This window comes from Limibacterium fermenti, from assembly GCF_041902845.1.
Classification (GTDB): domain Bacteria; phylum Bacteroidota; class Bacteroidia; order Bacteroidales; family Dysgonomonadaceae; genus Limibacterium; species Limibacterium fermenti.
In genome coordinates, this window is the sequence record NZ_CP159486.1 from 868,600 (window position 1) to 888,978 (window position 20,379).

Sequence of the window (20,379 nt, forward strand, 5' to 3'; positions counted from 1 at the left end):
ACACGCGGATGAAACTTCCAAATATTTTTACATCTTTTTTTATGTTTGTCCGGCAGATTATATCTTTTACGCTGTTTAATCATTCTGCTTCCAGCGATTTCTTTATATCTTCGTCGCTAAGGGAATAATTAATTAAATCGCCTGCCAGATATTGGTCGTAAGCCGACATGTCGATTAATCCGTGTCCCGATAAGTTAAAGAGGATGGTTTTCTTCGTTCCTTCTTCTTTTGCCTTCAGCGCTTCGCGGATGGTGGCGGCAATGGCATGGTTCGATTCGGGTGCGGGCACGATGCCTTCGGTGCGTGCAAACAATATGCCGGCTTCGAACGAATCCAACTGGTCGATATCGACGGCTTCGATTTGTTTGTCCTTCAGCAGTTGACTGACGATGCTGCCCGCCCCGTGATAACGAAGTCCGCCCGCGTGGATATTGGCCGGAGCGAATTTATGTCCGAGCGTGTACATGGGAATAAGCGGCGTGTAACCGGTTTCGTCGCCGAAGTCGTATTGGAAATGTCCGCGCGTGAGTTTCGGGCAGGAAGCCGGTTCGGCGGCGATAAAGCGTGTGCTCTTTTCTCCCGATAGATTGTGCCTGAGAAAAGGAAATGAGATACCCGAAAAGTTCGATCCTCCGCCGAAGCATGCGATAATGATATCGGGATACTCTCCGGCAAGTTCCATTTGTTTTTCCGCTTCCAAGCCGATAATCGTTTGATGCAGCGACACGTGGTTCAGCACGCTTCCAAGCGCGTATTTGCATTTCGGCGTTTGCATGGCGAGTTCGATCGCTTCGGAGATAGCCGTTCCCAAACTGCCTTGATAGGTCGGGTGGTCGGTAAGTATCTTCCGTCCCGCTTTGGTGGACATGCTGGGCGAGGCGATGACTTGTGCGCCCCATGTCTGCATCAGCGAGCGGCGGTAAGGCTTCTGTTCGTAACTGATCTTCACCATATATACGGCCAATTCGAGTCCGAAGGTTTTGGCGGCGAACGACAGGGCGGTGCCCCATTGTCCCGCACCGGTTTCGGTTGTCAGGTTTGTTGTGCCGTCGATTTTGTTGTAATAAGCCTGCGGTAAAGCCGAATTGAGTTTATGCGATCCCACCGGGCTGACGCTTTCGTTTTTAAAATAAATGTGCGCCGGAGTATCCAATGCTTTTTCCAACCCATAAGCGCGTACCAGTGGAGTGGGGCGGTAAATCTTGTACTTATCGCGCACCTCTTCCGGAATGTCTATCCACGCATCGGTTTCGTTCAACTCCTGCCGTGCCAGTTCCTCTGCGAACAACGGGTAAAGGTCTTCGGGTTTGAGGGGCTCTTTCGTCCCCGGATTGATCATCGGTTGGGGTTTGTGCTTCATTTCCGCTACCACATTATACCATTTGGTAGGAATTTCCGTCTCCGGCAACATAATTTTTTTTCTCTTTTCCATAATGAATCTTTTATTGATTGATAACTAATGCAGTCCTGCCGGTATAAAAAGCAAACAGCCTGTTGCTTTTTTAACAACAGGCTGCTTTTTATTCGGTTTATTACTTTTACGATCCGGCATAAACGTGTCCCTCCCATTGTTTACAATGTGAACGCCACCAACGCCAAGATAATAAAGAGTAACTCATTGTTCTTTTTTTGATGATTTGAACTGCAAAAGTAAACGTTATTTTTGAATGTGCAAATAAAATGAAAGAAAAAAGTGGCCGGACGGTTTTTGTCTTTATCCTTTGCTCTTCGTTTTTTATTTAATCAAGTGATTAAATAATTTGCTCAAATGAAAAAAAGCTTTTATCTTTGCACGTCAAAGAAGAATAAAGATGAATCATAAAGAAAATAGCGATTCCGGATTATCTACCGAACAAAGAATAAAGAATGCTGCACGCAAAGTATTCCACGAAAAGGGTTTCGCCGCTACCCGCACAAGGGATATTGCGGAAGAAGCGGGAATGAATCTTGCCCTTCTTAATTACTATTTCAGGAGCAAACAAAAGCTATTCGACATTATTATGTTCGAAACCTTACAGGACTTTCTCAAAATCATCGCGACGGTAATCAATGATCCTGAAACTTCTTTAGAGCAAAAGATTTCGACTTTTGCCTCCTCGTATATTGATCAACTGTTGCAGGAACCGCAAGTCGCCTTCTTTGTTATCAATGAATTAAGGAATAATCAGAAAGAGTCTGTATTGTCGTCTTTAATTAAAAATGCGATTTCCGACACTGTCTTTATCAAACAATATCAACAGGCGGTAGCAGAGGGGAAAATCGCTTCTGTATCCCTTCTTCATTTTTTGATTAATACGGTTAGCCTGACTATTTTCCCTTTTCTCGGAGCTTCTATCCTTAAGAATATCGGAGAAATAAATGAAAGGGAATTTAAATCATTGATGATAGAGCGGAAAGAGTTGATTCCTATTTGGGTGAAAGCGATGTTTGAAGCAAAATAATTTTTTTTGCCTTGTCATTAATCAAATGATTAAATCAAAACAATAGTATAGCGATGAACAAGAATAGAAAGTCTTTCATAAAGAGTTGTTTCATAGGGCTGCTTTTAGAAGTGAATTTTATAGGTATGGCTCAGCAGCCCCTTGTGTTGACGATTGACAGTTGTTACTGGTTGGCGGAACGTCATTATCCGTTGGTAAAGCAATATGCGCTGATCGATCAGTCGGAAGCTTATTCCGTCAGTAATGTGTCAAAGGGATATTGGCCGCAGGTAAATCTTGTCGGACAAGCGACTTACCAATCGGATGTGACGAAGATTCCTATTTCCTTACCGAATATCGAAATCCCGGGGCTTAGCAAGGATCAATATAAGATATATGCGGAAGTAACGCAGCCGGTAACCGATTTGCTGACGGTCACGAATAACAGGCAACTGGCCAAGGCGAATGCTGCGGTGGAACGACAAAAAACAGAAGTGGATTTATACAAATTGAAGGAGCATATCAATGCGCTTTTTTTCGGTATCCTCCTTATAGATGCGCAAATAAAACAGGCCGCATTGAAGCAAGAAGATATCCGCACGGGATTATCCAAAACGCGCGTGGCTATTGAAAACGGGACGGCCTTCAAAAGTAATGCCGATATGCTGGAAGCCGAATTGCTCAATGCCGATCAACGCATCATTGAACTCAAAGCGCTCCGGCGGGGGTATGCCGACAGGTTATCGCTTTTTATCGGCCTTCCGGTCAACGAAACAACGGTTTTGGAAAAACCGCCTGCTCCTTGGCTGTCGGCGACCGTTAACCGGCCGGAATTGCGTTTGCTTGAAAAACAAAAGAGCGTCCTCGATATCCAGGATAAACTCGTTACTTCGAAAAACCTGCCCCGCGTCAGTCTGTTTTTGCAGGGCGGTTACGGCCGGCCGACGCTTAACTTTCTGGACAATGGCTTTGGAGCTTATTATATCGGTGGCGTCCGGTTGAGTTGGAACATCGCGGGACTATATACCTACAAAAAAGAAAAGAAGAATCTTGTCCTAAGCAAAGATATGTTGGACGTTCAGCAAGAGGTGTTCTTATTCAATACGAATCTGGCACTGAAACAGGAACATGCTGAAATAGTGAAATGGCAGGAACTGATGGAGGCCGATACGGACATCATACGGCTACGGGAAAACGTAAAGATTACGACCCAAAAACAATTGGAATACGGAACGGCTACGGCAAACGATTATATTTTGCAGGTAAATGCCGAGGATAATGCTCGGCAAAACTTGCTGCTGCATGAAATTCAGTTAATGATGCGAATCAGTATTTAAAAAATTAGATAAATGAATGCGATGGCGAATTTTCCCATCATATGTATAAGTAATCCTTTAGAGGATCTTACTTTTTGCGCTCTTTGAATAGTTGTTTTTTCGTTCAGCCAATTGAAGAATGATTCTATGGGTTGCCTGACTTTGGAAACAGCGGTAGAAAATAAATCATTATAGGCTTTTCGGCTCTGTCTATCCTGTTCGGATTGTCCTTTGACTGCTTTAACGGGAGTAAACATTTGGATATGCTGTTTTTGTTTTTTATCGCCATTAAAGTATTCAAAGTCAGAATATATCTTGTCTCCAAAAATGGTGGTCTCGCAGATATAATCACCCCATACCTGTTTAAAAACAGTCAGGTCATTATCTTCGGCAGGAGTAATCATTAGGGAGTCGGGAAAGGGGATTGTTCCCTCCCTGCGCAAAGCCAATGCATGGAGTTTCAACCCGTAATAATACTGGTTCTTTGTAGAACAGTATCCCTTGGAAGTTATTTCACGGGCCACTTTTGCTTGCCTGTTCCTGCCTGCACAAGTGATCACGGGAAGGGAATCAACAAGGGATATGCCTTTCTCAGAGTCAGGCGGCGTGAATGAAGATATCAATCTCCCGGATAACACCCTGAAAGCTTCACTAAGACGGTTTAATCTGAGATTAAAGGTCTGGTATGAAGGTAATTTAGGGAACCAGGAGGAAAGATATTCTGATGCAAAGTTGTGTATGTCTTTGATTTGGAAATATTTTTGACAATGTCCTGCAAACAGGTAAATAGTCATTATTTCCTGGTCGGTGAATGCCGGATTGGAATTATTGCTGTATCTTTGGCAATAATATTTCAATTCCTGATCGTATACATCACATATATACATATAAATCTTTATCAATTTAAGCTCTTTCTTTCTGGGGATCATAACTGAAAAATAAATGGAATTATTCTTCTAAGTTAATGATTTTCAGGAGAAAGAGCAAATATTAAACGTCTTTATTTTATTGGTTTTAAATACTTTAACTAAATAAACTCGCCAACAGTTTCAACTACTGATTCGCATTAATGATGGTTCTATACAACTATAAGGCCACAACCGGAAACTGAAATACTAATGGACAATTGACAATGGATAATGGATAATGATCAGGAAATCAAATAAACACAATATGGAATATATGAATTTAACAGGATCAAAGAGCTTCTTTAAATTAATGCTCTCTACCGTCATTTTCTTCCAATCGGCAATAACGATGACTTCTTGCCAGGGAAAGCAGGGATTCGATGCTTCCGGTTCTTTCGAAGCGGAAGAAACCGTTATCGCTTCGCAAGCGCAAGGGGTAATCATGCAGTTCGATATAGAAGAAGGACAAACATTGAAGAGCGGAGAGAGGGTGGGTTACATCGACAGCCTTCAACTATTTCTTAAAAAGGAGCAGTTGCTGAGCCAGATAGAGGCTTTGGCGAGTAAGAAGCCCGATATCGCCGTGCAATTGGCTTCTTTACAGGAACAACTTCGTACAGCCGGGCACGAAAAAGCACGGCTGGCTAATTTGGTGAAAAATGATGCTGCCACCGGCAAGCAATTGGACGATATGGACGCGCAGGTGAATGTGCTCCGAAAACAAATAAACGCGCAAAAGTCGTCCCTCGAAATTTCAACGACAAGCATCGATAAAGAGATCAAAACGTTGGAGGTTCAAGTGAAACAACTAGATGATCAACTCAGCAAATGTACCATCCTGAATCCTGTAACCGGAACCGTATTGACACGATATACGCGGGCGAATGAAACGACTTCGCCGGGCAAGCCGCTTTATAAAATTGCCGATTTGTCGGAGATGATCCTGCGGGTATATATCTCCGGAAATCAATTGCCGAAGCTTTCCTTGAATCAACCGGTAAAGGTATTTACCGATGACGGCGACGGGGGATTTAGAGAAGCGCAAGGAACGGTCGCCTGGATAAGCGAGAAGGCGGAGTTTACCCCTAAAACTATTCAGACAAAAGACGAACGGGCAAATCTGGTCTATGCCGTAAAGGTGAAGGTAAAGAACGACGGATCGTATAAAATCGGAATGTACGGCGAAATTCAATTGACAATGAATAATGAATAATGAATAATGAGATGCGTTAGTATGAAGTTTGTAAGTTGGTTATATGGGAGGGAATAAGATGAAAAACAATGATTGTCAATCGTCACTTATTAAGTGTCAAGCAGTGAGCAAAAGTTATGGAGATGTGCAAGCGCTGTGCGAGGTGTCTTTTCAGGTGGAAGAAGGGGAACTCTATGGCTTGATCGGGCCGGATGGAGCCGGTAAGACGACGTTATTCCGTATTCTGACCACGCTGATGCTGCCCGACAGCGGCTCAGCCGAGGTTGCCGGCTTAGATAGTATCTCTGACTATAGGGATATCCGTAACCGGATAGGTTATATGCCCGGCAAATTTTCGCTATATCAGGATTTGTCCGTGGAAGAAAACCTCAACTTTTTTGCGACGCTCTTCGGAACATCACTTCATGAGAATTACGATTTAATAAGGGATATCTACGTTCAAATAGAGCCTTTCAAAACACGCCGTGCAGGGAATCTTTCGGGTGGTATGAAGCAAAAGCTGGCGTTGTGTTGCGCGTTGATCCATCGTCCTTCGGTGCTTTTTCTCGATGAACCGACGACGGGGGTGGATGCCGTATCGCGCCGTGAATTTTGGGGAATGCTCAAGAATCTGAAAAGAGAAGGCATCACCATCCTTGTTTCGACGCCTTATATGGATGAGGCGACGCTGTGCGACCGGATCGCCCTTATCCAATCGGGGAAGATTCTTTCCATTGATACTCCGCGACGTATTATTGATAAGTATGCCGGAACGCTGTATGCGGTAAAAGCGGAGAATGTGGGGCGTTGGGCGCGCGATATCCGTAAGAAGAAGGATATCAAAAGTTGTTTTGCTTTTGGCGAAAGCTTACATGTTTCCTTTACACAGTCTACGGGTACGGCTCCGGACCATTTACGCGATTGGCTGCTGGCGAAGGGCTACAACGATGTCGAGGTGAAACCGGTTGCGCCGAATATTGAGGATTGTTTTATTCAATTAATGGAGGATAGAGGTTGGAGGTTGGAGGTTGGAGACCGGAGACCGAAGACCGAAGACCGGTGACTAAAAAAGAGTATTATGAAGGAGATTGTGATACAAGTAGATGAGCTGACCAAGGAATTCGGTCATTTTGTCGCTGTCGATAAGATAACGTTCGAAGTATATAAATCCGAGATCTTCGGGTTTCTGGGGGCAAACGGTGCGGGCAAAACAACAGCCATGCGCATGTTGTGCGGGCTTTCCGTGCCCTCCTCGGGAAGCGCAACGGTTGCGGGCTTCGACGTCTATCGTCAAACGGAGCAAATAAAGAAAAGCATCGGTTATATGAGTCAGAAGTTTTCTCTCTATGAGGATTTAACGGTCGCAGAAAACATCCATCTGTTCGGAGGAATCTATGGATTAACGAATCGTCAGATGAAAGAAGGACGGGATCGCCTCGTCGAACGTTTGGGATTACACAACGAAATGAAAAAACGGGTAGGCGCGTTGCCGATGGGATGGAAACAGAAATTGGCTTTCTCGCTGGCCATCCTTCATCGCCCCCGTGTCGTCTTTTTGGATGAACCGACGGGAGGAGTGGATCCGATTACTCGGAGGCAGTTTTGGGATTTGATATATGAGGCGACCGAAGAAGGAATTACCGTATTCGTTACCACGCATTATATGGACGAAGCCGAATATTGCGACCGTATCTCGATGATGGTCGACGGCAAAATTGAAGCGTTGGACAGTCCGGCGAATTTGAAACGGCGGTTTTCCGCGTCATCGATGGATGAGGTGCTTTTTCAATTGGCGCGGGGAGCGAAAAGAAATTGATGGACGATCGGGGACAGGGAGACAGGGAGACAGGGAGACAGGGAGACAGGGAGATAAGGAGACAGGGAGATAAGGAGACAGGGAGATAAGGAGACAAAGAGACAGAGGCAGACGTCTGATTGACTGTTGACTGGAGACCGATGACCGGAGACCGGAGACTGGAGACCGGAGACCGGAGACTGGAGACCGGAGACCGGAGACCGATGATATATTGATAAAAGATTGATGGAATGAGGAAGAAGTTAAAAATAAAGGGTGCGATTGCGGCGAACAGAAACACGCAGTTCTTAGCGTTTGTCCGGAAGGAATTCCGGCACATGTTCCGTGACCGAAAAACGCTGTTGATATTGTTCGGATTGCCCGTTGTGCAGATTCTATTATTCGGCTTCGCGCTGACGAATGAGATTAAGGATTCACGAATCGTTATTTGCGATTATGCCAAAGACGAGGCGTCGCGGCGGATTATCGAGCGGTTTGCCGCGAACAATCATTTTGTCGTTGAAGAATCGCTGAAGAGTCATTTACAAATAGAAGACGCTTTTCAGGAAGGCCGGATAAAATTGGCGGTGATCTTTCCCGCAAATTTCCTGTCGGATTTGCATCATCTGCATCAGGCGCAGGTGCAACTGATCGCCGATGCTTCCGACCCCAACACCGCTAATATCCTGAAAGGGTATGCCACGAATATTTTAATGGATTACCAAAAGGAATTGTCGATGGACAGCCCGTTACCTTACCAAATCGGTAGCGAGATGCGCATGCTGTACAATCCCCAACTGAAAGGCGCGGTAAATTTTGTGCCCGGCGTGATGTCGTTGATCCTGATGCTTATCTGCGTAATGATGACCTCCGTGTCCATTGTCCGTGAAAAAGAATACGGAACCATGGAGGTACTATTGGTTTCGCCCGTCAACCCGTTGCTGTTGATTCTTTCCAAAGCGGTGCCCTATCTGTTCCTTTCGTTAGTCAACCTGACGGTCATCGTCGTGTTGAGTGTTACGTTACTCGAGGTGCCGGTCAACGGCAGCCTGATTTTACTGTTTTTAGAAAGCACCCTGTTCATCATCACGGCGCTTTCCCTGGGATTGTTGATATCCAATCTGGTAAAAACGCAGCAGGCAGCCATCCTTTTTTCCCTCATAGGATTGATGGTGCCGACCATTTTGTTTACCGGCTTCATGTTTCCCATCGAAAATATGCCGGTTGTCCTTCAATGGTTTGCCAATGTAATCCCGTCCCGATGGTATTATGTAATTATTAAGTCCGTGATGATAAAAGGAGCCGGAATTCAAGCGGTTTGGAAAGAAACGGTCGTATTACTGTTGATGACCGGATTCCTTTTATTCATCAGTTTCAGAAATTTCAAGACGAGGCTGGAAGCCTGACGAGCGATAAGAATTTTTACTTTCATGAATTAAGCAAATGAGGACTTTATTATTTTTGTTGCAAAAAGAATTCAAACAAATATTCCGTAATAAGGTGTTATTGGGAATGATATTTGGTATGCCTGTTATTCAATTATTGATTTTGCCTTGGGCGGCGGATTATGAAATAAAGAATATCGCAATCGCCATTGTGGATCACGATCATTCCGATTATTCGCAAAGACTTATTTCGAAAATAACAGCATCGGAATATTTCCACTTGAATGTATATGCCGGCTCTTTCCAGGAAGCAATCCGCTATATAGAAAGAGATCGGGCTGATTTGGTCTTGGAAATTCCTCCTGATTTTGAACGCGGGTTGATAACCGAAAGCCCGCAAAAAGTTTTTGTCGCCGTCAATGCGATCAACGGAGTAAAAGCGAATTTGGGAGGAGCTTATCTTAACCGGATCCTTCGTGATTTTAATGACGATGTTCGTTTACAATGGGGACAGCCGGAGCGTTTTCAGCCGGCGCCGGCTATTCAGGTCACTTCTTCCGATTGGTTTAATCCGGCCATGAACTACCGCCATTATATGGTTCCGGGCATATTAGCGTTTCTTACTACATTAATATCCGCCTATTTATGCGCATTAAATGCTATTAGGGAAAAAGAAACCGGGACGATGGAACAACTCAATGTTACCCCCGTCGGAAAATATCATTTTATTTTGGGAAAACTAATTCCTTTTTGGATTGTGGGGATCATCATATTCAGTTTCGGATTATTTATTATAGCCCGTTTCGTGTATGGTATCGTTCCTATAGGAAACGTGTGGGCGCTCTTTACGTATTTAGCGGTTTATTTGGTGGCAATGCTTGGTTTCGGGTTGTTGATTTCCACCTATTGCGATACACAACAGCAAGTGATGTTCGTGATGTTCTTTTTTATGATGATTTTTATATTGATGAGCGGGCTGTTTACTCCGGTCGAAAGTATGCCTGTCTGGGCATACGCGATAGCCAAATGCAGTCCCGTTACTTACCTGATGGACGTAATCCGGATGATCATACTCAAAGGAAGCGGTTTTGCCGATATTCGGAATCACTTTATGATGATGATCGGATTTTCCGTACTTTTTAATGTATGGGCAGTCGTCAATTATAAAAAAACAACCGGATGATCGGCGGCAAATAATGCGACAATCAATTTTTATCGTCTTCTTCCGAAGAGGGCGGATTGTTTTTTCTTTTGGTGTCGCCGATAAACCATTTGTCGGCCTTTTTTAAGGCGGTGTTGATCAGGACGATTAACAGGGTGCAAATAAGTGTTTCCTTAAACATGCCCAATCCTGACAAACAACCCAAGGCGGCGCTACACCATATTGTCGCCGCTGTGGTTAATCCCTGCACATTGGCGCCGCGATGCAAGATGACGCCGGCTCCCAGAAAGCCGATACCCGTGATGATCTGCCCGATGATACGCGCCGGGTCGCCCGCGCCTCCACTAATCTGCGTGCCGATCAATACATAGATGCACGCCCCCACGGCAACCAGCGTGTTGGTACGCAGGCCGGCGCTTTTATTATTTATTTGCCGTTCGATTCCCACAACTCCGCCCGCGGCCGTTGCGGCCAGCAGGCACCAAACAAAATCTTGAATTTCCATAGGCCATTATTTATTTTTCGGGACGAATAATCCGTTCGGCATGGGTTACAAAGGTATTCATTTTTTGTTTTTCCTCTTGAGTCATTTCGGGCGTTAAGTCTTCCTGATTTTTCCACGAAGGCAGCAGGACATACCGGTATTTGCCGTTTTGAAAAAACTTCCGCACCCACACCAGGGAATAGTCGCACGACTCGATACGCACCGGCGAATCGTCATCCTCTTTGCTTATCACCACTTCCGCCAGCATACCGCCGTCGGTGTGTACTTTTTGTTGATTCGAAATGAAGTTGCCCATCGAATAATAGACCACGTGCTTGATCGACTCCCCTTCGCGCTCGAGAACCATCGGTTGCACCACATGCGGATGATGCCCGATAACAATGCGTACGCCATGGAGGAAAAGGAACTCAGCCAATTGCTTCTGTTGCACGGATGGCAGAGTCTTATATTCTTCACCCCAATGCATATTGGCTATGATGATGTCGGGACGGTATAAGTCCGTGAGGGCTAAATCTTTTTTTATCTGCATGGTGTCGATGAGATTGATGACGTTCGGCCGCCGCACCGACAAACCGTTTGTTCCGTATACATAATTCAAGAAAGCTATCCGGATGCCGTTCTTGATAATCATCAGCGGATAATAGCGCTCCCGGGCTTCCGGCGATTTGAAGGTGCCGGTATGTTTTACGCCCAGCGAGTCTAGCACATCGATTGTTCGTTCCAATCCTTTTTGACCTTTGTCCAAGGCATGGTTATTTGCCAGAAAGAACACATCGAAGCCGGTGTTTTTGAGTGCCTCGGCAAACGCATCGGGCGCACTGAATGCCGGATACCCGGTATAAGGCTTGCCGGACAGCACCGTTTCCAGATTGACGCATGCAATATCGGCGCTGTCGATCTTTTCTTTTATCCGATAGAAGCAAGAGTCGTATTCGTATCCGGCGCCATTGTAAGCGGCTTTTATCTGCGGAAGATGCTGCATGGCATCGCCGGCGAAAAGCAGGGTCACTTGCTGCTTTTGCGCTTGTGCACCTGCAAGGAAAGAAAGAAGAAGGAAAACACACAGAAAGCGGTTCATAAGGTCGCGTTAAACGGACGGTTGTTTGTCTTTTTTAGCCAACGCTTTGGTCGGGGACGGTTTAAGCGTGCTTTCGTATAAACTCTTATCGGTAAGCACTTCAACCGCCTTTTTCAGAGCCTCGTCTTGCTGAAGTTCATTAATCAGAACGCCTTTCTTGTAATAGTATCGTTGGACGATTTCCGTTTCGATAAAACGTTTTATTTCATCATGGAAACGCGTTAAATCGCGATCGAGATCCGGCTTTAATTTTGCTTCGAGCGCATGGAATTCAGCCGATGCCGGCTCGAAATATCCTTCGAACTCCATCACGTCCTTAAGCTGCTGCAACGAACGCGCGCTCATCTGATCATATTTAAAGTCTTTTGTTTTGACAAACTCTTTAAACGCGTCGTAATCGCTTTCGGGCAAGCTGAACGTTTCGGGCGAAGCGATGGTGGGATGGCTTTGCACCCACTGCGTTACGTAATCGAAAACGATATTGCCCGTAATCAGATAATACGAAATCGTGCCCGAAGACTTCTGGGGAATGGTTAGGTCGGGGGTAATTCCCCCACCGTCACGTACCTCACGCCCGCTTTCCGTGTAGAACACATTGGTCAGGCTGTCGGGTACGCGCGCAACCGAGCCGTCGGGGTTGCGGTGCGAATAATCGAGCGCTTGGATGCAACGGCCGCTCGGAATATAGTATTTAGAGGTCGTTAATTTGATATTTCCTCCATAAGGCAACTCGCGGGATGTTTGCACCAGTCCCTTTCCGAAAGAGCGGTTTCCGACAATCACAGCCCGATCCAAGTCCTGCAAGGAACCTGCCACGATTTCGGCTGCCGACGCCGAACCGGTATCGATGAGCACCACCATGGGAATCAGTTCGTCGAGAGGTTGGTTTTGCGTCCGGTAAGAACGATCCCATTGTTTCACTTTTCCTTTCGTGGAAACGATTTCTTTTCCCTTCGGAACGAAAAAGTTCACCACATTCACCGCCTCTTCCAAAATACCGCCCCCGTTACCGCGAAGATCGATAATAAGCGATTGTGCCCCTTTGTTTTTCAAATCGAGCACGGTCTTCTTCACATTGTCCGAACTGTTTTGGGTAAAGCTTCCATAATGCAGGTACCCGATATTGTTATCCATTACGGTTGCGTAGGTTATGGGATCCATCTCTATTTTTTCGCGAAGGATCTTAAACGTGCGTTCTTTCTTCTCCCCCGGACGTTGAATCTTCAGGTTGAGCGTGGTTCCGGGCGTCCCTTTCAATTTATCGCTGACGTCCTTCACCGAAGCCTTGCTCATATCTTCGCCATCAATTTCGAGAATGATGTCTCCTGCTTTCAGTCCCGCCTTGGCAGCCGGAAGCCCTTCATAAGGCTCATTAATAACGACGCGGTTGTTGTTATAAGAAATAATGGCGCCGATGCCGGCATACTCACCCGTAGTCAGGAACCGTAAATCGCCCATATTTTCCTCCGAATAATATTCGGTGTAAGGGTCCAGCCGGGAAAGCATATTGACGATGGTCCCTTGCATAAGGCTGTCCACCTTCAGGCTGTCTACATAAAACATATCCAATTCCCGGATGACGGAATTGAAAATATCGATATTCTTATTGATATCGAAATAACGTTTGTTTTTATGGGTCGCAGGTGCCTGAGCAACAACCGCCGATCCCGTACCAATGACTAACAGGATAAGGAAAAGAAACTTCTTCATATTTTGGACTTGAATTGAATATTTTACGAGTAAGCGTATAGTACGCAATGAAACAAGGGACAAAGGAACGAATTTTTTATCAAAATCTATGTTTGTTTTCGTTATATGTTTTTAAATAGCCTTATAGAGTAGCAATAATCATTATCTTTGCCATCATTTTAGGAAATCAAAAAGGACAATGAAATTGTACTGCCGTCATATTCTTCTTCCGTTGTTTGTAGGCTTGATTATTTTTGTAGGCACCTGCCTGTTAGGTTCGGACGACATCCCCGACATGCCGAACGATATCCCTTGGGATAAACTGGCTCATTTCGGAATGTTTTTTCTGCTTTCGGCCGTATGTTTATGGGATTATTTCAGGTTATATAATGGAAAGCCGTCGAAAAGGAAATGGATTTTCTGGGGATTTCTCATCCCCGTGTTATATGGCGGAGCGATTGAATTGTTGCAGCACTATGTCTTCACTCAACGAAGCGGCGAGTGGGGCGATTTTGCCGCCGATGTGATCGGGTCGATGACCGCTACCGTTCTTGCTATTATTTTGATACGCAAGAAGGAATATCCAAAAAAAAATATATCTTTGTAACTCCATTAACGGATATAAATACGGATATAAATTATGAAATACGAAGACTTGAAGATTCTTGACGAGCTAAGAGAAAAAGGAAGTATCACGGAGGAGGAATACCAACGTGAAAAAGCCCGACTCCTCAACGATACTCCCAATCCCAACAGTTTCGGAGCCGGTAAACCGCTGTTCGGATTGCAGGAGAATACCTATTTAATGTTGATGCACCTTACACAATTAATGGGTATTTTCGTGCCTCTCTTAGGTTTTATTATCCCGGTCATTATGTGGTTTACCAACAAAGAAACCAACCCGCAGGTAGACCTTCACGGCAAGAATGTCCTCAACTTTACCATCAGTTTTCTCATTTACACCGCGATACTGAGCATAACAATCGTCGGGATTCCTCTTCTTATATTAGTAGGAATTCTGTACCTGATCTTTGTTATTATGGCGGCATTGCGTGCCAATAACGGCATCTATTGGAAGTATCCTTTATCGATAGAATTCATTAAATAAATGGGTGACGAAACTTTAGTAAATTATTCCGACGTACAGCTTAACCGCGACGAGAACACCATCCTGCAGAATATCAGCCTCACGGTAAAACGGGGGGACTATATGTATATCATCGGGAAAGTGGGTTCGGGTAAGAGCACGTTGCTGAAAAGCATCTACGGCGAAATACCTATTGCTTACGGCGATGCCCGGGTGTTCGAGTATCAACTCTCGAAAATCAAACGCAAAAACATCCCTTATTTAAGAAGAAAGATCGGGATTGTTTTCCAGGATTTCCAATTGCTGATCGACCGCTCGGTCGAGAAGAACCTGGAGTTTGTATTGCGGGCTACCGGATGGCGCAACAAGCGGATGATTAAAGATCGTATTTATGAAGTATTGGTGCAGGTAGGTATGCAACAGAAAGCGTATAAAATGCCGCACGAACTGTCGGGTGGGGAGCAGCAGCGCGTAGTGATTGCGCGGGCATTGCTCAATTCGCCTCCCTTGATATTGGCCGACGAACCGACGGGCAATCTCGATCCGGATACGGGCAGCCAGATTGTCGATCTCCTGCAGGAGATTTCGGAAAAAGGAACCGCCGTATTGATGTCGACCCATAATTATTCCATCGTACACACGTTCCCCGGAAAGATTATGAAATGTGAGAACATGCGCCTGATCGATATGCAACAGTAGTTAGAGATTGGAGACTGGAGACTGGAGACCGGGAGACAAGGAGACCGGGAGACAAGGAGACAAGGTGACTGGAGACTGATGACCGGAGACTGATGACCGGAGACAGGAGGAAGTTCCGAAGAATTTTTGTATCTTTGCGCGTTATTTTATTAAAACATGGCAAAACAATTTAAACGCACTCTTATCACCTCGGCATTGCCTTACGCAAACGGCCCGATACATATCGGACACATGGCAGGAGTATATATTCCGGCGGATATTTACGCTCGTTATTTACGCTTAAAAGGGGAAGAAGTCATTTTTATCGGCGGCTCCGACGAACATGGAGTGCCTATCACCATCCGGGCGCGCCGCGAAGGCGTTACCCCGCAGGATATCGTAGACCGTTATCATTCGCTCATCAAGAAATCGTTTGAGGACTTCGGTATCGCATTCGATATCTATTCGCGTACCACATCCGAAATCCATCGTCAAACGACGACTGAGTTTTTCCGGACTCTCTATGATAAAGGTGAATTTATCGAACAGGAGAGCGAACAATTTTACGATCCGGAAGCCGAACAGTTCCTTGCCGACCGTTATATCACGGGAACCTGCCCGCATTGCGGAAACCCCAATGCGTACGGCGACCAATGCGAGTCTTGCGGTACATCGCTTAGCCCTACCGAACTCATCCATCCGAAATCGGCTCTCAGCGGAAGCACTCCCATCATGCGCAAAACCAAGCATTGGTACTTGCCGCTCGATAAGCATGAGGAATGGCTGCGCAAGTGGATATTGGAAGATCATACCGAATGGAAGTCGAATGTTTACGGACAATGCAAATCGTGGCTCGACCTCGGGCTGCAACCGCGAGCCGTAAGCCGCGACCTCGACTGGGGAATTCCCGTGCCCGTGAAAGGCGCCGAAGGTAAAGTGCTGTATGTATGGTTCGACGCTCCCATCGGTTATATTTCCAATACGCGCGAGTTATTGCCCGACACGTGGGAAAAGTGGTGGAAGGATCCGGAAACGAAACTCATCCACTTTATCGGAAAAGACAATATCGTTTTCCACTGCATTGTATTTCCTGCTATGTTGAAAGCCGAAGGGTCGTTTATCCTTCCGGAGAATGTACCCGCCAACGAGTTCCTGAATCTCGAAGGCGACAAGATATCGACCTCCCGCAATTGGGCGGTGTGGTTGCATGAGTATCTGCAAGACTTCCCCGGCAAGCAGGATGTCTTGCGTTACGTGTTGACGGTGAATGCGCCCGAAACAAAAGATAACGACTTTACGTGGCGTGATTTCCAGGCCCGCAACAACAATGAATTGGTCGCCATCTTCGGAAACTTCATCAACCGGACATTGACGCTCACCCATAAGCATTTCGAAGGGCAGGTGCCGGCGCGCGGCGAACTCACCGACTACGACCGCCAAACGCTCGAAGACATTGCGGGGATCAAGGAACGGGTGGAAGGCCATCTCGACCGCTTCCATTTCCGCGATGCGGTGAAGGAGGCGATGAATCTGGCGCGTGCCGGCAATAAGTATCTTGCCGATACGGAGCCTTGGAAAACGATAAAGACCGATCGCGAACGCACGGCGACCATCCTCAATCTATCCTTGCAAATATCGGCCAATCTGGCCATCGTGTTCGAGCCTTTCCTGCCGTTCTCGGCTAAAAAGCTCTCTCATCTGCTGAATAAAGAGGGCTTGTCGTGGTCGCAACTGGGCGATTTCGATCTTCTTTCCGACGGGCATGAACTGAGAAAGCCCGAACTGCTCTTTGAGAAAATCGAAGACGAAGCGATTGAGAGACAAATTCAGAAACTCCTTGACACGAAGAAGACCAACGAGGAGCACCAACACACGGCGACTCCGGTCAAAGAGAATATACCTTTTGACGTATTCGAAAAAATAGATATCCGTGTGGGAACCGTCCTCGAATGCGAGAAAGTGCCTAAAGCCGATAAACTGCTCCGCTTCCTGTTGGACGACGGCTTGCAGAAACGCACCATCCTGTCGGGGATTTCCAAATGGTATCCGCAACCGCAAGAGTTGGTCGGAAAACAAGTTTGTTTTATCGCGAACCTCGAGCCCCGTAAATTGCGCGGCATGCTCTCCGAAGGGATGATTCTCTCGGCCGAAAACGCCGATGGGTCGCTCTCTTTAATCGAGCCGTCGGTGAATGTGGTGCCGGGAAGCGAAGTCAAATAAGCATCATCTTTTATGAAGATACATCTCGTTACTGTTTTTTGCATTCTTATTATTCAAGCATCCATTCTTCTTGCACAAGTGTCTGAGGTCAGAGGCTCTATTTCTATTTGCCAAACAGACATTTTTTATTCCAAAAAAGTAAAGGTCAAAAATACTATAGAATATTATTTGGAGAATGGTATTATTTACATTCAAGAGTATTATTCGAATGAAAAACTCCAATCGGAAAGTTATTGGGTAAATGACATTATTCCGGTCTATGAAATCACATTATATCATCGGGACGGTCGTATAAAGAAAGTCATAGACAAATCCGTCGGGAAGTATGACTTGTGTTATATTTTACAGGCTATCAAAATAAATCCGAAGTTAAAGCAGAAGAAAGTGTTTATTTCCCTTTCAAGCAATCTGGATGCATCTTCCCGGAAAAAATGGCATGTAACATATGATCTCCAAGCGGATGAGCATGGCGAGACTGCCGAAGGCATCGGTTATGATCCGCAAACCGGAATATCTTTCAATGCCCCACATGGGTTTGAAACAATGCCCGACAGGTCAAAAGGCCCAGACCCTCAACAACGGCCAGGCTATCCGGGAGGGTTTGAAAAAATGACAATCGATTTAAGGAACCGTTTGTCTATCCCCCGGGATTCATTGATAAATGAGCGGGCTATAGTGACATTTGAAGCAAATACCCAAGGAGTAATAAGTAATGTTCATGTACAAGGGAACATTACCGAGTATATAAAATCGTCAATCCTCCGTGAAATGAAAAAAATGCCGAATTTAACCCCTTCTGCCAATACAACCGGTTTCGTATTCGGCCAGAAGCCATATACTTTTGCGCTTATTGTGCCTTTGCGGATATTTGAGTAAAATCAATCTACTTCTGCGACAAATTTTCCTTTTCCGTTTTTCCCGCATTTTGTGGCTAAGCACTTCCATAAACTCTTTGTACGGAAGAAAAGTTTCCTCTTCGGTCATATCATACTTGGCTGAACAAATGTAATCGTCGAAGGTAAATTCGAATGCATAATATTCATTGATGTATTCGAAAAGATCGATATCCGTGTGGGAACCGTCCTCGAATGCGAGAAAGTGCCCAAAGCCGATAAGCTTCTCCGCTTTTTGCTGGACGACGGCTTGCAGAAACGCACCATCTTGTCGGGGATTTCCAAATGGTATCCGCAACCGCAAGAGTTGGTCGGAAAACAAGTTTGTTTTATCGCGAACCTCGAGCCCCGTAAACTGCGCGGCATCCTCTCCGAAGGGATGATTCTCTCGGCCGAAAATGTCGACGGATCGCTCTCCTTAATCGAGCCGTCGGTGAATGTGGCGCCGGGAAGCGAAGTCAAATAAACCTTCTTTTAAATTTCTGTTTGGTTATTTTAAGAATTTGTTGCGTCACATTTTTGTAGCTGCATCATCTTATACATGTATTTACATTAAAAAACTACACTTATGAAAAGAACAGGGATTTTGTTAGTCGTGTTGGCCGTTAGTTTGGCTGCCTTTCCGCAGAAGAGCCGGAAAAGAGTGGTACTGGAATGGGGCGGAGATAAAGAATACGCAAAGCTGAACGAAGTAAAGCTTAATTTGGTAACCACTATCTTCGGGGCTTATCCCGAAATATCGTACGAGCGCATTTTGGATAGTGATATCAGTGTGGGAGTTGCGGCCGGGATTGGCTTTGATGAGGATCTGTACGACATGCGTTTTGCCCTTACGCCGCATTTCCGTTGGTTTTTCGGCGGAGCGTATAAATCTCTTGAAAAAATCGGTTCGGGATTCTTTATCGAAGCCAATGGAGCCGTATTTTCGAGAGAGTATGATGATTCTGATTACAACAGCGATGTGTGGAACAACACGACTGATACCAAAACAGGCGCCGGTTTGGGATTGGCTATCGGTTGGAAGTATCTTTCGAAGAACAATTGGGTCGGCGAAGTATTTTTAGGCGCCGGCCGTGACTTTGTGAATGATGGGGCTTATCCCCGAACGGGAATTACCATCGGCAAACGATTTTAACAGAATAAGGAGGGTATCGCTTGAAGCGATACCCTTATATTATTGTTCTTGGCAAGATTTTCTTACATCTGCGATAGCTTTTTCTTTTCCATCTTTTCCCCTACTTTGCGGCTAAGCACTTCCATGAACTCTTTATACGGAAGGAATGTTTCCTCTTCCGTCATATCATACTTGGCTGCACAAATATAATGGTCGAAAGTAAATTCGAACTGGTAATATTCGTTGATAAGAAGGCTGTAAAAGACCACCCATGTCTCCTTGTCGAAATCGCCAAGAGAAGGATAATATTGGACCAAGACATTGACCAACATATCGGTAAACATTTTCTTCCGGCCATATTTCCAATCAAATGCTTTTTTTTCTTCCCGGTAACTCTCTTCTTCCAATTGTTGCCTCTGTTCGGAAGTCAACCACGGAGCGCTTTTTTCATAATCGAACGGATAAGGAGTAAACGTGCCTCGTTCATCGAAACTTTTTTCCATCTTATCGAAATTCTCATATACTTCGCGCAGGTTATAGCCGTATTTCAAGTGCATGAGCAGTTGGAAAAAAAACATCAAAAACGTATCGCCCACCCGATAAAAATCGGCATCCATCCTTTCCAGTATGCGGGGACGGACCAGCCGGTTCATCACCGGATACAGAGTGTACAACACACGCCGCGCCTCCCGCCGGTAATCCTGCATCGCTTTTTTGTATACATTATAATAGAACGGATACATGTCCGTATCCGGCCAGCATTCCCATTTTCCTTTTTCTTTCAACAAAAAACCGGTATGGTTATCGTACCAATCGTCATAATCCGACCGTACATATTCGTACAGTTCATCATCATCATCATCATCATCAAATAAATCCTCTAAATCGTCTAACATTCTTTTATGCCGTTAAAAATTTGACTTATCACCAGCGCCGT

19 protein-coding genes and 1 pseudogene are annotated in these 20,379 nt (G+C 45.4%); 14 read left to right on the plus strand and 6 right to left on the minus strand.

Translation table 11 applies throughout. From position 1 onward, the window contains the following. Window positions 1-79: 79 nt before the first annotated feature. On the minus strand, window positions 80-1,435 hold the full coding sequence (locus tag ABNK31_RS03905; protein ID WP_418895359.1) for a TrpB-like pyridoxal phosphate-dependent enzyme: 1,356 nt from the start codon (window positions 1,433-1,435) through the stop codon (window positions 80-82). A gap of 376 nt (window positions 1,436-1,811) precedes the next feature. Between ABNK31_RS03905 and ABNK31_RS03910 the strand changes: the two genes are divergently transcribed. Next, entirely contained in the window at window positions 1,812-2,441 is a 630-nt protein-coding gene (locus ABNK31_RS03910; RefSeq protein ID WP_418894418.1) for a TetR/AcrR family transcriptional regulator, read from the plus strand. Between the two features lie 53 nt (window positions 2,442-2,494). Next, window positions 2,495-3,757 (plus strand): TolC family protein, encoded by a 1,263-nt coding sequence (locus tag ABNK31_RS03915; protein WP_418894419.1) that lies wholly within the window; start codon window positions 2,495-2,497, stop codon window positions 3,755-3,757. Here the strand turns inward: ABNK31_RS03915 and ABNK31_RS03920 are convergent. Then, window positions 3,754-4,623: a transposase gene (locus ABNK31_RS03920; RefSeq protein WP_418894420.1), complete on the minus strand. Its 870-nt coding sequence runs from the start codon at window positions 4,621-4,623 to the stop codon at window positions 3,754-3,756. The two genes, ABNK31_RS03915 and ABNK31_RS03920, sit on opposite strands and share 4 nt — an antisense overlap. Before the next feature lie 295 nt (window positions 4,624-4,918). Between ABNK31_RS03920 and ABNK31_RS03925 the strand changes: the two genes are divergently transcribed. From ABNK31_RS03925 to ABNK31_RS03945, 5 genes are all read left to right on the plus strand, one after another. Further along, window positions 4,919-5,857, plus strand: coding sequence for an HlyD family secretion protein (locus tag ABNK31_RS03925; RefSeq protein WP_418894421.1), 939 nt, complete (start codon window positions 4,919-4,921; stop codon window positions 5,855-5,857). Window positions 5,858-5,900: 43 nt separating this feature from the next. Beyond that, window positions 5,901-6,899, plus strand: a complete 999-nt coding sequence (locus tag ABNK31_RS03930) for an ABC transporter ATP-binding protein (protein WP_418894422.1) — start codon at window positions 5,901-5,903, stop codon at window positions 6,897-6,899. 15 nt (window positions 6,900-6,914) lie between these two features. Then, complete coding sequence (locus tag ABNK31_RS03935) at window positions 6,915-7,652, plus strand: ABC transporter ATP-binding protein (RefSeq protein WP_418894423.1); 738 nt, start codon at window positions 6,915-6,917, stop codon at window positions 7,650-7,652. Between the two features lie 230 nt (window positions 7,653-7,882). Then, window positions 7,883-9,037: an ABC transporter permease gene (locus tag ABNK31_RS03940; RefSeq protein ID WP_418894424.1), complete on the plus strand. Its 1,155-nt coding sequence runs from the start codon at window positions 7,883-7,885 to the stop codon at window positions 9,035-9,037. 37 nt (window positions 9,038-9,074) lie between these two features. Then, window positions 9,075-10,199, plus strand: coding sequence for an ABC transporter permease (locus tag ABNK31_RS03945; RefSeq protein WP_418894425.1), 1,125 nt, complete (start codon window positions 9,075-9,077; stop codon window positions 10,197-10,199). A 22-nt stretch (window positions 10,200-10,221) separates the two neighbouring features. Here the strand turns inward: ABNK31_RS03945 and ABNK31_RS03950 are convergent, their stop codons facing one another. Genes ABNK31_RS03950 through ABNK31_RS03960 form a run of 3 tightly spaced genes read right to left on the minus strand, consistent with a single transcriptional unit; the run spans window position 10,222 to window position 13,471 of the window. Beyond that, window positions 10,222-10,683: an MgtC/SapB family protein gene (locus ABNK31_RS03950; RefSeq protein ID WP_418894426.1), complete on the minus strand. Its 462-nt coding sequence runs from the start codon at window positions 10,681-10,683 to the stop codon at window positions 10,222-10,224. Between the two features lie 10 nt (window positions 10,684-10,693). Continuing rightward, window positions 10,694-11,761 carry a CapA family protein gene (locus ABNK31_RS03955; RefSeq protein ID WP_418894427.1) on the minus strand — a complete coding sequence of 356 codons (1,068 nt, stop codon included), beginning with the start codon at window positions 11,759-11,761 and terminating at the stop codon, window positions 10,694-10,696. Window positions 11,762-11,770: 9 nt separating this feature from the next. Next, window positions 11,771-13,471: a S41 family peptidase gene (locus ABNK31_RS03960; protein ID WP_418894428.1), complete on the minus strand. Its 1,701-nt coding sequence runs from the start codon at window positions 13,469-13,471 to the stop codon at window positions 11,771-11,773. Between the two features lie 178 nt (window positions 13,472-13,649). On the opposite strand from ABNK31_RS03960, the gene ABNK31_RS03965 reads away from it, so the two are divergent. The 7 genes and pseudogenes from ABNK31_RS03965 to ABNK31_RS03995 all read left to right on the plus strand — a co-directional run bounded on the left by ABNK31_RS03965 (window position 13,650) and on the right by ABNK31_RS03995 (window position 19,463). Continuing rightward, a complete protein-coding gene (locus tag ABNK31_RS03965) occupies window positions 13,650-14,057 on the plus strand; it encodes a VanZ family protein (protein ID WP_418894429.1) in 408 nt (135 codons plus the stop codon). 33 nt (window positions 14,058-14,090) lie between these two features. Continuing rightward, on the plus strand, window positions 14,091-14,558 hold the full coding sequence (locus ABNK31_RS03970; protein ID WP_418894430.1) for a DUF4870 domain-containing protein: 468 nt from the start codon (window positions 14,091-14,093) through the stop codon (window positions 14,556-14,558). Then, window positions 14,559-15,236 carry a cell division ATP-binding protein FtsE gene (locus ABNK31_RS03975; RefSeq protein ID WP_418894431.1) on the plus strand — a complete coding sequence of 226 codons (678 nt, stop codon included), beginning with the start codon at window positions 14,559-14,561 and terminating at the stop codon, window positions 15,234-15,236. A 156-nt stretch (window positions 15,237-15,392) separates the two neighbouring features. After that, entirely contained in the window at window positions 15,393-17,435 is a 2,043-nt protein-coding gene (gene metG / locus ABNK31_RS03980; RefSeq protein WP_418894432.1) for a methionine--tRNA ligase, read from the plus strand. Between the two features lie 12 nt (window positions 17,436-17,447). Next, on the plus strand, window positions 17,448-18,311 hold the full coding sequence (locus ABNK31_RS03985) for a hypothetical protein (protein WP_418894433.1): 864 nt from the start codon (window positions 17,448-17,450) through the stop codon (window positions 18,309-18,311). A 159-nt stretch (window positions 18,312-18,470) separates the two neighbouring features. Then, window positions 18,471-18,794, plus strand: a pseudogene (gene metG, locus ABNK31_RS03990) (methionine--tRNA ligase subunit beta); the annotation flags it as partial. A 102-nt stretch (window positions 18,795-18,896) separates the two neighbouring features. After that, window positions 18,897-19,463 (plus strand): hypothetical protein, encoded by a 567-nt coding sequence (locus tag ABNK31_RS03995; RefSeq protein ID WP_418894434.1) that lies wholly within the window; start codon window positions 18,897-18,899, stop codon window positions 19,461-19,463. A 62-nt stretch (window positions 19,464-19,525) separates the two neighbouring features. On the opposite strand, the gene ABNK31_RS04000 is transcribed toward ABNK31_RS03995, so the two are convergent. Further along, window positions 19,526-20,338, minus strand: coding sequence for a hypothetical protein (locus ABNK31_RS04000; protein WP_418894435.1), 813 nt, complete (start codon window positions 20,336-20,338; stop codon window positions 19,526-19,528). Window positions 20,339-20,379 lie beyond the last annotated feature (41 nt).